This window comes from Herbaspirillum sp. GW821-FHT09A12, from assembly GCF_059418325.1.
This window is the reverse complement of the sequence record NZ_JBWKPR010000006.1, coordinates 40068-52449: the sequence shown is the minus strand read 5'-3', so window position 1 is coordinate 52449 and position 12382 is coordinate 40068. Positions and strand designations below refer to the sequence as shown.

Below are 12382 nucleotides of genomic sequence, written 5' to 3'. Positions count from 1 at the left end.
CTCAGGTCGAGCGGCTTTTTGCTTGGCCAGATCCGCTCAGAGATCCAGCACCAGCAAGCCCGACCTGGCCCGCGAGACGCAGGTGCAGATCTGGTCGTTGGCGGCTTTTTCCTTTTTCGACAGGCAGTTGTCGCGATGGTCGGGTTCGCCTTCCAGCAGCGGCACCACACAGGTGCCGCAAATGCCTTCGCGGCAGGAAGTGTCGATGGCGATGCCTTCCTTGGCGAGGATATCGACGATGGGGATGCCCGCCGGGATCTGCACCACCTTGCCCGAACTGGCGAGCTTGACCTCAAAGGCGCCGTCGCCGCCGGCCGCTGCGGCGGGCGGCGGGGCCGCCTGGAAGTGCTCCAGGTGGATCGCGTCCTCGGCCCGGGTGCGGGCGGCGCTTTTCACCACGGCGTCCATGAACGGCGCGGGCCCGCAGGTGTAGACGTGGGCGTCGCGGCCGGCGGCTTCCAGGCAGGCCGTCAGGCAGTGCTCCATGTCGCGCGGTTGCACCGCGTAGTGGAAGCGCACATGGGCGGCGAAGGGCGCGGCCTCCAGTAGATCGGCGAAGGCCGCATGCTCGCGTGCGCGCACGAAGTAGTGCAGCGTGAACTGCTTGCGTTCGGCCCAGAGCTGGTAGGCCATCGACAGCAGCGGCGTGACGCCGATGCCGGCGCCGAACAGGATGTGTTCCGGCGCCGCCGCATCCAGCGCGAACAGGTTGCGCGGCGTGCCGATTTCCAGTTCCATGCCTTCGGTCACCGCGTCGTGCAGGGCGGATGAGCCGCCGCGTGAAGCCGGCTCCTTCTTCACCGCGATGGTGTAGGCACAGGTGTCGTCCAGCGGCCCGCACAGCGAGTATTGGCGCATCACGCCGGTCGGCCCGGTGACATCGATGTGGGCCCCCGGCGCATAGGCCGGGAGCGCCGCGCCATCGGCGCGCACCAGGCGCAAGGAGCGGATGTCGCCGGTTTCGTCGATGAGTTTGTCTACGATCAGTTTCATGTGTTGCGCCAATACGCGTTACGGGTGGAGCGGGGGAGCGGTCAGAGCAAAAAGCCGAGGGCGTTGAGGCTGTCCATCGAGTTGATCAGGCGGATCACCTTCTGCTCGATCTTCGGCCCTTGCGGCGTGAAGCGGATGCGGTGCGTCAGGTTCGCCACGAACAGCGTGTGCTGCTGGCGCTTGTAGCCGACCAGCACTTGCGCCGAAGTGATCTCCACCAGTTCCGCCGACAGGTGCACCGGCACGAAACGCGACACCGTGCGCACCGTCGCCGAGGCGTCGGTAGCCGACATGGCGAAGCCCGAGGTCAGGCGCTCGATGCGGATCTTGCGCATGTGGGCATCGTCGTAGGCGTAATTGAGGGTGGCGGCGAAGTCGGTGGTCTCGTGGTCGATCGGCACCACGTAGTGGCCATCCTCGGCCCACAGCGCGGACCAGGCGGCGTAGTCCTTGCGGTCCAGGATCTCGGCTTCTTGCCAGATGAAGGCGATCGCCTTTGCCATCGGTTCGGGGATGCCTTGCAGGTTGTCGCTATGGCTCATCATGCTCCTCATTTCTCCATCATCTTTTTCCACATGGCATACGCTTCGCGCATGCCGGTCTCATCGGTCGAGTGCGATACCTTGTCGCCGTTGTCGTCCACCCATTCGCGGTTCAGGCCGCGGTTGACCAGGATGGGCGCGTTGCGGCCGGCGTTGGCGCCGGCCTGCACGCGCTCCCAGGCTTCGGCGTCATCGGGGCTGCCGAAGCCGAACGGGCCCTGGAAGTGCTCGTGGATGCGCAGGCGCTCGCGGTTGGCGATCTCGGGGCCGCCGTCCATGCCCAGCGCCACATGGCGGATCTGGGTCTCGGTCACCGACACCGGATGCAGCACGCGGAAGAACGACATCGACATCGCCACGTTGGGGAACAGGTTCAGGTTGAAGCCGGCGCCATGCAGCGAGCGCACGATGCGGCGCACCTGCTCCGGCGGCATGCTCCTGGACAGCTCTTCGACCACATGCGAGAAACGCTCCTGCAATTGCTCGCTGCCGTCGTCCGCATCCAGGTCGACGTGTTCCGGCACCATGATCATCACGCTGTGGCCGTTGCCCAGCGAACGGGTGATCGACTGGTCGTCGGTCATGAAGGACAGCATCGCGGACGTCTCGGCATCGACCGAGGACAGGAAGGTCTTGTGCACCACCGGGAAGTGGTAGCCGTCGGTGGTGTTTTCCAGCTGGATCTTCCAGTTGCCCTTGAAGGTGAACTTGTGCTCGCCCTGCACCTTGATCGGGAAACCGGCGCCCTGCTTCATGAACAGGTCGATCCATTTCCTGGCGTGGCCGAGGAAATCTTCCAGCGGCTCGATGTCCTGCCTGAAGGAGGCGAACACCATGCCGCCGTAGCTGCCCACGCGCAGGCTTTGCAGCGGCAGGTCGGCCTTTTCCACCACATCTTCATAGCCTTCCGGATAGGGCAGGCCGCGCAGCTTGCCGTCCAGGCCGTAGGACCAGCTGTGGTAGGGGCAGGTGAAGCCGCTGGCATTGCCCTTGTGCTTTTCGCACACGGTGGCGCCGCGGTGACGGCAGCGGTTTTCCAGCACGTTGATCTTGCCGCTCTTGTCGCGCACCACGATCACCGGCTGGCGCCCGATCTGGGCGGTCTTGAAGTCGCCCGGGTTCCTGATTTCGCTCTCATGCGCGACCCAGACCCAGGTCTTGTAGAAGATCTTGTCCATCTCGGCTTCGAAGATCGCCGGGTCGGTGTACAGCGCGGGATCGACCACCGCGTCCTGGACCAGGTCGGCGTAGGAAGAGTCCGGCGTTCTCGGATGGAAGCGTAACGGTGCGTTCATTGCATTCTCCAGTGTTGTTGCGGTCATTGCTGCCTGTGTTGTTGCGGTTCGGCGTGTGTCACGCTGCGGCGTTGAGCGCCTGTTCCAGGTGCAGGCCCAGCGCGCAGATTCTTTCGTCGTCGCCCTTTTTGCCGACCAGTTGCAGTCCGGCCTTGAGTTGGCTGCCGGCCAGCGCCACCGGGATCGTCAGCGCCGGATGGCCGGACAGGTTGAACGGCCGCACCAGCGAACTCAGCGTCAGTACCGAGGCGCCGTTGCGGATGTCGGCCAGCGTCGGCGGCAATTGGGGCAGGGTGGGCAGCAGCAGGGCGTCGGCACCCACCAGCGCGGCGTCGACCGCGGCCGAGAACGAGGCGCGTACCGCTTCGGCCCTGGCCACCGCCGCATCGGTGGTGGCGCCGGCGGCCGACAGGCGCTTCTCGATATCGGCGCCGAGCCGGCCCTGGCCGGTCAGGTGGCCGAAGGCATTCCAGGTCTCGCGATTGATCAGCACCATGCCGGCGTCGAAGGCGGCTTGCATGCCCTCCAGTTCGATGGCGTCGCCCTGCCAGCCGCTGGCGTCGAAGGCGGCCAGCATGGCGGCGGCGATTGCCGCATCGGCTTGGCTGCGCACCAGCCTGACGCGGGCGCCGGCCTGCGGCGCCCTGGCGGCGGCGGCGTCGAAGCCGGGCGCGATGGTGGCCAGCGCGCTGATGATGAGCTCCATCCGGCGGGCGAAGGGACCGACGCAATCCAGCGAGCTTTGCGCGGGGTAGGCGCCGGCGCGGCTGACGCGGCCGAAGGTGGGTTTGAAGCCTGCCACGCCGCAGCAGGCCGCCGGCAGGCGGATCGAGCCGCCGGTGTCGCTGCCGATGGCGACATCCACCAGGCCGGCGCCGACCGCCGCGGCCGAGCCGCTGGAGGAACCGCCCGGCATGCGCGCCGGATCCTGCGGGTTGAGCGCGGTGCCGTTCCATTCGTTGATGCCGGTCATGCCATAGGCCAGTTCGTGCATGTTGGCCTTGGCCGTGAGTTGCCAGCCGGCGTCGATCAGGCGGCGCACCACGTCGGCATGCGCGGTGGCGGGCGCGGCATCGGCCAGCGCGGCGCTGCCGCCGCCGGTGGGCATGCCGGCGATGTCGATGCAGTCCTTGATGGCCACGGTGGGGCCGCTGCCGCCCAGGTGGAAGCGCGACAGCAAGGCGTTGCCGGTGCCGGGCACGGTGCGTTCGCTCATCGGGCATCTCCCTTGCATGCGATTTCAGCCTGGCGCTGCAAGGCGGCGGCGGACGAGCGCGGGGCCGAAGCCCGGCGCGTGGCCGCTGGCAGGCCCCGGCCGGTTGCCGCAGCGGTCTGGCCGGCGGCCGGCGGCGATGGCGTGTGGGTAGTTTGGGTTGGCTCAGGTGTCATGGTGCATCCGTATGAATGAAATGTTGCTCAAGGGCGCATGGCTTGGAAGGCCTTGTCGGCGCCGGATGCAAGCGATCAAACCTTGGCTGATCGAAAGCATTCTAGAAGTCGCATTAAAATAGATCAAATTGATGTAAAATATTTTTCTCATAAATGGCATGGATTCATGTGCCGTCCGGTGCTTCTTTCGTCAGATCCATCCAACTCACCCCAAAGGCAGCGATGGCAACGTTCAACAACATGGACCTCAACCTGCTGCGCGTCTTCCAGGCCATTGCCGACGAGCGCAGCCTGACGCTGGCGGGCAACCGCCTGCACCTGTCCCAGCCGGCGGTCAGTTACGCCCTGGGGCGGTTGCGCCAGATCTTCGACGACCCGCTCTTCATCCGCACCAAGGAGGGCATGCAGCCCACCCCCACCGCGATCGAACTGGCCAAGCCCATCAACCGCGCGCTGCAGGCGGTGCAAGATGCGTTGCGCTACACCGAGCGCTTCGATCCGGCCGCCAGCACCCGCGTGTTCCGCGCCTCGATGACCGATGTCGCCGAGATGATGTTCTTGCCGCACCTGTGCGAGATCCTCACCGAGCAGGCGCCGGGCACCCGGCTGCAGGTGGAGCAGGTGCCGCCCGCGCATCTGGAAGAGGCGCTGCGCATCGGCCAGCTCGACTTCGCCTTCGGCAACCTGCCGGCCTTGAAGCCGGTGACCCATTACGAATTGCTGTTCCGCGAAACCTACGTCTGCATGATGCGCAAGCGCGACGGCCTGCCGCAGCGGCGCCACCTGGAACTGGACGAGTTCCTCGCCATGTCGCACGTGCTGGTGGAGTCGGCCGAAAGCAGCCACCACCAGGTCGAGAGCTCGTTTCGCACGCTTGGCGTGCAGCGCAAGATCAGCCTGTCGATCCCGCACTTCACGGTGCTGCCGCGCATCCTCGGCAAATCCGACCTGGTCGCCACGGTGCCGCTGCGCATCGCCAAGCTGTTCCAGAGCGAACACCCGGACGCCTTCATGGCCTATCAGTTGCCGGTGGAAATCCCGACGGTCGAGATCACGCTGCATTGGCACGAGGCTTTCGACAACGACGCCGGCAATTCCTGGTTGCGCCAGATCTTCATCGACATGCTGCAGCAGTACGGCCGCAGCAGTTGAGATACGTATTCCTCTAATGCAGAAGGCCCGTCCGTGACGGGCCGTTCCTGCTACCTCAAGACCGTGCCCGCCGGATGTCAGTCAAACGGGCACGCTTGCTCGGACTATTTCCTGCAGCATCAGAAGCGGTGGCGGATGCCCATGCGCACCGCGCTCTGGTTGCCGGTGGCCGACTGCGCGCCGCCGCCGTAGACCGGATAGGCGCGGTAGCCCTTGTCGCGGTCATACACGGCGCCCACGTACAGGTCGGTGCGCTTGGAGATCTTGTAGTCGGCCATCGCGATGACCGCCTGCGCATTGCCCACGCCCTGGTTGCGGCTCTGGAACTGGTAGGCCGCCGACAAATCCCACAGCGCCGTCAGTGCATAGACCGTGCCCAGTTCATAGGTGGTGGCCTTGGCGCTGGTGTTGGTGTTCTTCACCTGCGTGGCTACGCCGAAGAACTTGAAGGCGTTCAACTGGTAGCTGGCGCCCAGGCCGTACATGCGGGTCGAGTAACTGCCGGTCGAATCCTTGATGTCGGTATAGGACAGCGCGCTGCTGAACGGGCCGTTGTCGTACTGGCCGGTGGCGCTGATGGTGCGCCCGGCCGTGTTGTTGCCGGCCACTTCGCCGAAGCCGTACATGGCGCCGAAGGAGAAGCCGCCCATCTTGTTGCTGCTGTACTTCAGCGAATTGTTGGTGCGGTCGCCGGCGAAGATGTGGTTGTTCAGCGCGGCGCCGTTGGCGGCGTCGGCATGCAGGCCCCAGGCGAAGGAACCGGCCGGCGACAGCGCGCCCATGGCGTACTGGCCGCCCAGGTTGGCCATGAAGTCATATTGGCGGCCCAGGCTGACCGAGCCCCACTCCTTGCTGCCGATGCCCACGAAGGATTGGCGCCCGAACAGCAGGCCGCCCTGGCCCATCGAACCGTCGTCGGAATTGAAGCCGTTTTCCAGGGTGAAGAAGGCCGACAGTCCGCCGCCCAGGTCTTCGGTGCCCTTGAAGCCGATGCGGCTGCCCTGCGCGATGCCGCTGTCCATGCGCAGCAGCGACGCATTGCCGCCGGTGCTGGTGCGCGCGCTGGAGTAGTAGGTCATGCCGATGTCGATCAGGCCGTAAATGGTGACGCTGCTCTGCGCATGCGCCATTCCGGTACATGCCGCGAGCGTCGCGGCGACCAGCAGTTTCTTCTTCATGTAATGAGGCTCCCTGTAGTGTTGCGTAGTGAATGTGCGTACACGTGCGTGCACAGACTTCCGGTGGACACAACGCGCCGCGCGGACTCCGAACGCAGTCACGACAACGTCATGCAAGGCCGATGGTAGGGATGGGCTTTGCGCCAGATCAAATTGGCGCATTGGATCAGCGCGATAAGCGCGGCTGATGTTGGAAGGGAAGTGGCGGTTTCTCGCAAATTCGGTGCGCAATTGCGAGCCTTTGCGCGGCGCGGGCGGCCTGCTTCACCAGTGGAGTGCGCGCCGTCACCAATCCGGCGCGGCGCTAAAGGTATCTTTATATGTGGCTTTTCACCAACGGCAATGCGAAGCAGAAACTGGCGCCGCGCGTTTGGCCGGGTTGCGCCCAGATGTCGCCGCGATGGCGCGCCACGATGTTCTTGCACAGCGCCAGGCCGATGCCGTTGCCGCTCACCTTGGAAGAGAAGAAGCCGTCGAACAGCCGCTCGCGGTGGCCCGCCGCGATGCCGCCGCCCTGGTCGGACACGCGCAGCAGCGCGGTCTCGCCGGCCCGCTCGCAGGCGATCTCGATGCGCCGCATGTGTTGCGGAAAGCGCGTCATCTCTTCGATGGCGTTGAAGGCCAGGTTCAGGATCACCTGGCCGATCAGCACTTTCTCGCAGCTTACCTCCAGCATGTCGGCGGCCGGCGCGATGTGCACCTCGACCTTGGCTTCGGCGGCCTTGAGCTCGATGAAGTAGCGCACCTCGCCTACGATCGCGTTGAGGTCGATGACGGCCTCGGTCTGCTCCAGCTTGACCACGTACTCGCGCACGCTCTTGATGATGGCGGCGGCATGGTCGACCTGGCGCCCGGCATTCTCCAGTCCCCAGACGATGCCCTCGGCATGCTCGCGCAGCGCCTCGCTGCCGTTGATGCGCAGCATCGAGCCTTCCAGGAAGTTGCGGATCGCCGCCAGCGGCTGGGACAGTTCGTGCGCGATGGCGGTGGCCATCTCGCCCATGGCGTTGTGGCGCGCCAGGTATTCCAGTGCGGCCTGGTCGCGCAGGCGCGCCTCTTCGGCCTCGACCTGGTCGCTGATGTCGTGGAAGTGCAGCAGGTGGCCCTTGAGGTCGTTCTCGATCTCGATGTAGCGGCAGGTGGCATGGTGCCAGCGCTTGCTGCCGTTCTTCTGCACCAGCTGGTAACGGATCGGGAAGGAGATCGCATCCGGCAGCGCCAGCGTGAGCAGCTCCAGCAGTTCCTCGCGCGAGTCCGGCATGCACATCTGGGCGAAGTTCTTGGGCGGATGCTGGCCGGGCCGCACCCCCAGCAGCTTGCGGCCGGCGTCGCTGATGTATTCGATGCCGCCGTCGGGACGCAGCACCGCCACGCCTTCGTCGGAGTCCTGCATGAATTCCTTGAGGCGCGCCTCCAGCCGTTTCATGTCGCGCTTGATCTGCTCCTCGCGCGCGATGTCGCGGAACTGCACCATGATCACGTCGCGCCCGGACAGCTTGACCAGCGTGGCGATCGCCTCCGACATGATCTCGTCGCCGTTCTTGGCGCGGTAGCACCACTCGATCATGTTGCGCCCGTGCAGCACCGCCTCGTGCAGCCACTTGCGGCCGATCTCGCGGCGGTACTCGTGCGAACGGCGGCTCATGTCGGGCGCCTTCAGCGGCAGCAGTTCCTCCAGCGTGAAGCCCAGCACCTGGCAGGCCGAGGGGTTGGCCCAGAGGATCGACTTGGTCTGGGCGTCGTGCAGGATGATGCAGATGGAAAGCGCATCCATCATGCGTTTGAAGTCGTCGAATTCAAACCGCATGGGAGTGTCGTCGGTGCTCATGGAAGTCTTCGCGTGTTGGTGGGGCGGCGCCGGCCGATATCCGATGTCGATCGATTCTAAAGGAAATCGCGGCGCCGACCGCATCGCTCAGGCCGATGCGGCGTGCATTGGGACGATCTTGCCAATATGCCTAGGTAATTTCTTTAGCTGCCTTCTACCTATCCCCTAAAAATCCCGCGGCCGTCCCGATTGAACCGGGAACTTGCGCTCCCTACACTCGATTTCCAGAACGACAGCATCCGCCTGTCATCCGATGCAGCAAGCAATTTTGGAGAACGAGATGTCCGTGATGGAAGTACCGGCTGCGCTGGCGGCCAGCGAGGAAGAGGCGATGGCGCAATTGTTTACCGAGATCCGCGCGCGCCGCGACGAGTTCGGCCGCCAGCGTTTCGTGCCCAGGGAATTCATCGCCCAGTTGAAAAAGCTGGGCGTCTACCGCGCCGCCACGCCCAAGTGCTTCGGCGGCAGCGGCCTGGCGCCGAGCGCCTTCCTGCAATTGATCGAGAAGATTTCGGAAGCCGACGGTTCGGTGGGCTGGGTCGCCAGCTTCGGTTCGGCCTCGGTCTACCTGGCGGCGCTGCCCAGGGAAACGCAAGCCAGGCTGTATGCCGATTCGCCCGACCTGGCATTTGCCGGCGGGCTGTTTCCGATCCAGCCGGCCACGCAAGTGGACGGCGGCTGGATGGTCAACGGCACCTGGAAATTCGCCAGCGGCTGCAAGGGCGCCGACATGCTGGGCGTGGGCATCGGCGCGGCCGTGCCGGGCCAGCAAGGCGCCAAGCCGCGCACCGCGGTGCTGCCGCCGGCCAAGGTAGAGATCGTCGACAACTGGGACGTGATGGGATTGGCCGGCACCGGCAGCCACGACCTCAAGGTGACGCAGCAATTCGTGCCGGACGAATGGACCTTCATCCGCGGCGGCGCGCCCACCATCGATGAGCCGCTGTACCGCTATCCGACCATCGCCTACGCGGCGCAAGTGCTGGGCGTGGTCAACCTCGGCATCGCGCGCGCCGCGATCGACGAGATCAACCAGATGTCGGGCGGACGCGTGGCCATCACCGGCGCCCCCAAGCTGGCCGAGCGTTCCTATGTGCGCATCGAGGTGGCCAAGGCCGAGGCCAAATTGCGTTCGGCGCGCGCCTTCCTGTACGACGCCACCGACGACGTGTGGCAATCGATCCTGGCCGGCAATCCGGTCACGCCGGAACAGGTCAGCCTGTTGCGCCTGAGCGCGGTGGAGATCGCCAAGGCCGGCAACGAAGTGGTGCAGAGCATGTTCGGCCTGGCCGGCACCACCGCCATCTATTCGCACCATCCGCTGCAGCGCTATTTGCGCGACGCCGCCGTGGTCAAGCAGCACGCCTTCCTGGGCGAAGGCATCTACGACGGCGTCGGCGCGGTGACGCTGGGCGTGCCGCCGATGCCCGGATTTTTGTAATCGACATGGTATTCAAGACGGAGATCGACATGACCCAAACCACCGAAAAAGAATCGCTGCGCGTGCTGTTTTGCGTGGGCGTCACGCAAAATTTCTTCGACCTGCCGGCCACCGAGACCGGCCCGGTATGGAAAGCCTACGGCGACATGATGAGCGCGCTGGCAAAAATGGATGGCATCGACGTGCTCGGCACCATGGATGACGACCGCCTGATGGTAGGCAAGTCCGACGCCGCGCCCTGGACCTTCTACATCATGGCCGACGTGGCCGACCTCGATACCGTGGTGGCCGCCTGCAACCTGTTTCGCACCACCATGGTGGGCGAACACCGCCTGTGGAAGTACGGCAAGATCGAAGCGCGCGTCGGCCGCGCGCTGATCATCCAGGGCTGACCTTCGGGATGGCATGCCGCCCGACCCATACGCTCTCACCCGACAGGAACCCATGGACAAGAAGATTGCACTGGTCACGGGCGCGGCCCGCGGCCTTGGTGAACGCATCGCGCGCAAGATGCACGCCGCCGGCTACAAGGTGGCGCTGGCCGACGTCGACCTGGAACTGGCTTCGGCCGCGGCCGCCAGCTTCGACGCCAGCGGCGCCACGGCAATGGCGCTGGCGCTGGATGTGCGCCGCAAGCCCGATTTCATCGCCGCCTGCGACGCCATCGAACTGCGCTGGGGCGGCGCCGCGGTGCTGGTCAACAACGCCGGCCAATCGCGCGTGGCGGCGCTGATGGAGATCACGCCGGAAGAGTTCGACGAGGTCACCGCCATCAACCTGAAGGGCACGTTTCTTGCGTGCCAGGTGTTCGGCAAACGCTTCGCCGAACGCGGTTACGGACGCATCGTCAACATCGCCTCGCTGGCCGGGCAGAACGGCGGCACCGCCACCGGCGCGCATTATGCGGCGGCCAAGGGCGGGGTGCTGACATTGACCAAGGTGTTCGCGCGCGAACTGGCGGGAGCCGGGGTCACGGTCAACGCCATCTCGCCGGGCCCGCTGGATTTGCCCATCGTGCGCGAGATCGTGCCGGCCGACAAGCTGGCCGCGACCATCCAGAACATCCCGGTCAAGGCGCTGGGCGAGCCCGACTTCATCGCCGACGCGGTGCTGCTGCTGGCTTCGCCCGACGCCGGCGCGGCTACCGGCACTTGCCTCGACATCAACGGCGGCTTGTTCATGCGCTGAGCCGGATCTGTTTCGACTGCGTGGCGGCGTCGGGAAATGCCGCCACGGCAAGTATCTGCCGTACCGCCATCGTATTCACTCACCAAGGGAGAAACCAACATGCTGCACAAACGCCTGATTGCCGCCGCCGTCGCGCTGGCCGCCGTCTCCGTCACGTCCATCGCCTGTGCCCAGGTCAAGATCGGGGTCGTGACCTCGTCCACCGGCCCGGTATCGCTGGTGGGCATTCCGCAAAAAAATACCGTGCCGCTGTTGCCGGCCAAGGCCGGCGACCTCAAGGTCGAATACATCTCGCTCGATGACGCCAGCGATCCGACCAAGTCGGTCACCGAAGTCAAGAAGCTGATTGCCGAATACAACGTCGACGCCATCATCGGCCCCAGCGGTTCGCCCAACGCCATGGGCGTGATTTCGTTCGCCGCCGAAGCCGGCGTGCCGCTGCTGGCGCCGGTCGGCACCGCCGCCGTGGTGCTGCCGATGACCGAGCAAAAGAAGTGGGTCTTCAAGACCACCCAGAACGACGACCTGATCGCCAAGGCGCTGGTCGAGCAGATGCTCAAGACCAAGGTCAAGACAGTCGGCTTCATCACCATCAACGATCCGTTCGGCGAGAACTGGAACAAGGTGTTCGGCGAGCTGGCCGGCAAGGCCGGCATCAAGATCGTCGCCAACGAACGCTACCAGCGCACCGACACCTCGGTCACCGCGCAGACGCTGAAGATCATGGCGGCCAATCCCGACGCGGTGCTGGTGGCGGCGCCGGGCGCGGCCACCGTGCTGCCGCAGACCACCCTGTTCGACCAGGGTTACAAGGGCAAGATGTACCAGACCCACGGCGCGGCATTGCCGGCCTTCCTGCAACTGGGCAAGAACAAGGTCGAGGGCACCATCCTGGCGGCCAGCCTGATGCTGGTGCTGCCGGAAATGCCCGACAGCAATCCGTCCAAGAAGATCGCCGCCGACTACATCGAGGCCTACAAGAAGATGTACGGCAGCGTGCCGGCCACCTTCGGCGCCAACGTGTATGACGCCGGCCTGCTGCTGCAACAGGCCATTCCGGCTGCCGCCAAGAAGGGCAAGCCGGGCACCAGGGAATTTCGCGCGGCCCTGCGCGATGCGCTGGAAAACACCAGGGAACTGGTGGCCACCCAGGGCGTGTACAACATGTCGCCGGCCGACCACAGCGGTTTCGACGAGCGCGGCCGCGAGCTGATCACGGTCAAGAACGGCAACTGGATGTTGCTGAAGTAATTGTCGGATTGTTGTTTGGCCTTCGATACGGCGGGTCATGCCGTATCGAAGCTTTACCGACAGACATCGACAGACATGCATCCCCGAACCCGCCGCAAGAAGACGGGCTCACCAAGGAAGTCGCA

General features: G+C 65.2%; 11 protein-coding genes. 5 read left to right on the top strand and 6 right to left on the bottom strand.

Annotated features, from left to right (window positions below; translation table 11 throughout):
* Positions 1 to 36: 36 nt before the first annotated feature.
* The 4 genes from AC07N6_RS14890 to AC07N6_RS14875 are packed head-to-tail and all read right to left on the bottom strand — an operon-like array spanning position 37 to position 4046.
* Positions 37 to 993 carry a PDR/VanB family oxidoreductase gene (locus AC07N6_RS14890; protein WP_494782383.1) on the bottom strand — a complete coding sequence of 319 codons (957 nt, stop codon included), beginning with the start codon at positions 991 to 993 and terminating at the stop codon, positions 37 to 39.
* 41 nt (positions 994 to 1034) lie between these two features.
* A complete protein-coding gene (locus tag AC07N6_RS14885; RefSeq protein ID WP_494782427.1) occupies positions 1035 to 1535 on the bottom strand; it encodes an aromatic-ring-hydroxylating dioxygenase subunit beta in 501 nt (166 codons plus the stop codon).
* Positions 1536 to 1543: 8 nt separating this feature from the next.
* Positions 1544 to 2830 carry an aromatic ring-hydroxylating oxygenase subunit alpha gene (locus tag AC07N6_RS14880; protein WP_494782384.1) on the bottom strand — a complete coding sequence of 429 codons (1287 nt, stop codon included), beginning with the start codon at positions 2828 to 2830 and terminating at the stop codon, positions 1544 to 1546.
* 58 nt (positions 2831 to 2888) lie between these two features.
* Positions 2889 to 4046: an amidase family protein gene (locus tag AC07N6_RS14875; protein ID WP_494782385.1), complete on the bottom strand. Its 1158-nt coding sequence runs from the start codon at positions 4044 to 4046 to the stop codon at positions 2889 to 2891.
* Between the two features lie 395 nt (positions 4047 to 4441).
* Here AC07N6_RS14875 and AC07N6_RS14870 point away from each other — a divergent pair, with 395 nt between their 5' ends.
* Positions 4442 to 5371: a LysR family transcriptional regulator gene (locus tag AC07N6_RS14870; RefSeq protein ID WP_494782386.1), complete on the top strand. Its 930-nt coding sequence runs from the start codon at positions 4442 to 4444 to the stop codon at positions 5369 to 5371.
* 119 nt (positions 5372 to 5490) lie between these two features.
* Here AC07N6_RS14870 and AC07N6_RS14865 read toward each other — a convergent pair whose 3' ends face one another.
* The gene (locus tag AC07N6_RS14865) at positions 5491 to 6549 is read right to left on the bottom strand and encodes a porin (RefSeq protein ID WP_494782387.1); all 1059 of its coding nucleotides are present in this window, start codon (positions 6547 to 6549) and stop codon (positions 5491 to 5493) included.
* Positions 6550 to 6865: 316 nt separating this feature from the next.
* Positions 6866 to 8377, bottom strand: a complete 1512-nt coding sequence (locus AC07N6_RS14860; protein ID WP_494782388.1) for a PAS domain-containing sensor histidine kinase — start codon at positions 8375 to 8377, stop codon at positions 6866 to 6868.
* A 280-nt stretch (positions 8378 to 8657) separates the two neighbouring features.
* On the opposite strand from AC07N6_RS14860, the gene AC07N6_RS14855 reads away from it, so the two are divergent.
* The 4 genes from AC07N6_RS14855 (at position 8658) to AC07N6_RS14840 (ending at position 12257) form a co-directional block, all read left to right on the top strand.
* The gene (locus AC07N6_RS14855; protein WP_494782389.1) at positions 8658 to 9818 is read left to right on the top strand and encodes an acyl-CoA dehydrogenase family protein; all 1161 of its coding nucleotides are present in this window, start codon (positions 8658 to 8660) and stop codon (positions 9816 to 9818) included.
* 29 nt (positions 9819 to 9847) lie between these two features.
* The gene (locus AC07N6_RS14850) at positions 9848 to 10210 is read left to right on the top strand and encodes a hypothetical protein (RefSeq protein WP_494782390.1); all 363 of its coding nucleotides are present in this window, start codon (positions 9848 to 9850) and stop codon (positions 10208 to 10210) included.
* 52 nt (positions 10211 to 10262) lie between these two features.
* Positions 10263 to 11006, top strand: a complete 744-nt coding sequence (locus AC07N6_RS14845; RefSeq protein ID WP_494782391.1) for an SDR family NAD(P)-dependent oxidoreductase — start codon at positions 10263 to 10265, stop codon at positions 11004 to 11006.
* Between the two features lie 99 nt (positions 11007 to 11105).
* Entirely contained in the window at positions 11106 to 12257 is a 1152-nt protein-coding gene (locus AC07N6_RS14840; RefSeq protein ID WP_494782392.1) for an ABC transporter substrate-binding protein, read from the top strand.
* Positions 12258 to 12382 lie beyond the last annotated feature (125 nt).

Excerpts from the sequence above, each read along its gene's own strand:
- AC07N6_RS14860 (WP_494782388.1), bottom strand. The coding sequence starts at position 8,377 with ATGAGCACCGACGACACTCCCATGCGGTTTGAATTCGACGACTTCAAA.
- AC07N6_RS14855 (WP_494782389.1), top strand. The coding sequence starts at position 8,658 with ATGTCCGTGATGGAAGTACCGGCTGCGCTGGCGGCCAGCGAGGAAGAG.
- AC07N6_RS14850 (WP_494782390.1), top strand. The coding sequence starts at position 9,848 with ATGACCCAAACCACCGAAAAAGAATCGCTGCGCGTGCTGTTTTGCGTG.
- AC07N6_RS14880 (WP_494782384.1), bottom strand. The coding sequence starts at position 2,830 with ATGAACGCACCGTTACGCTTCCATCCGAGAACGCCGGACTCTTCCTAC.
- AC07N6_RS14885 (WP_494782427.1), bottom strand. The coding sequence starts at position 1,535 with ATGAGCCATAGCGACAACCTGCAAGGCATCCCCGAACCGATGGCAAAG.
- AC07N6_RS14870 (WP_494782386.1), top strand. The coding sequence starts at position 4,442 with ATGGCAACGTTCAACAACATGGACCTCAACCTGCTGCGCGTCTTCCAG.
- AC07N6_RS14845 (WP_494782391.1), top strand. The coding sequence starts at position 10,263 with ATGGACAAGAAGATTGCACTGGTCACGGGCGCGGCCCGCGGCCTTGGT.
- AC07N6_RS14875 (WP_494782385.1), bottom strand. The coding sequence starts at position 4,046 with ATGAGCGAACGCACCGTGCCCGGCACCGGCAACGCCTTGCTGTCGCGC.
- AC07N6_RS14890 (WP_494782383.1), bottom strand. The coding sequence starts at position 993 with ATGAAACTGATCGTAGACAAACTCATCGACGAAACCGGCGACATCCGC.
- AC07N6_RS14865 (WP_494782387.1), bottom strand. The coding sequence starts at position 6,549 with ATGAAGAAGAAACTGCTGGTCGCCGCGACGCTCGCGGCATGTACCGGA.
- AC07N6_RS14840 (WP_494782392.1), top strand. The coding sequence starts at position 11,106 with ATGCTGCACAAACGCCTGATTGCCGCCGCCGTCGCGCTGGCCGCCGTC.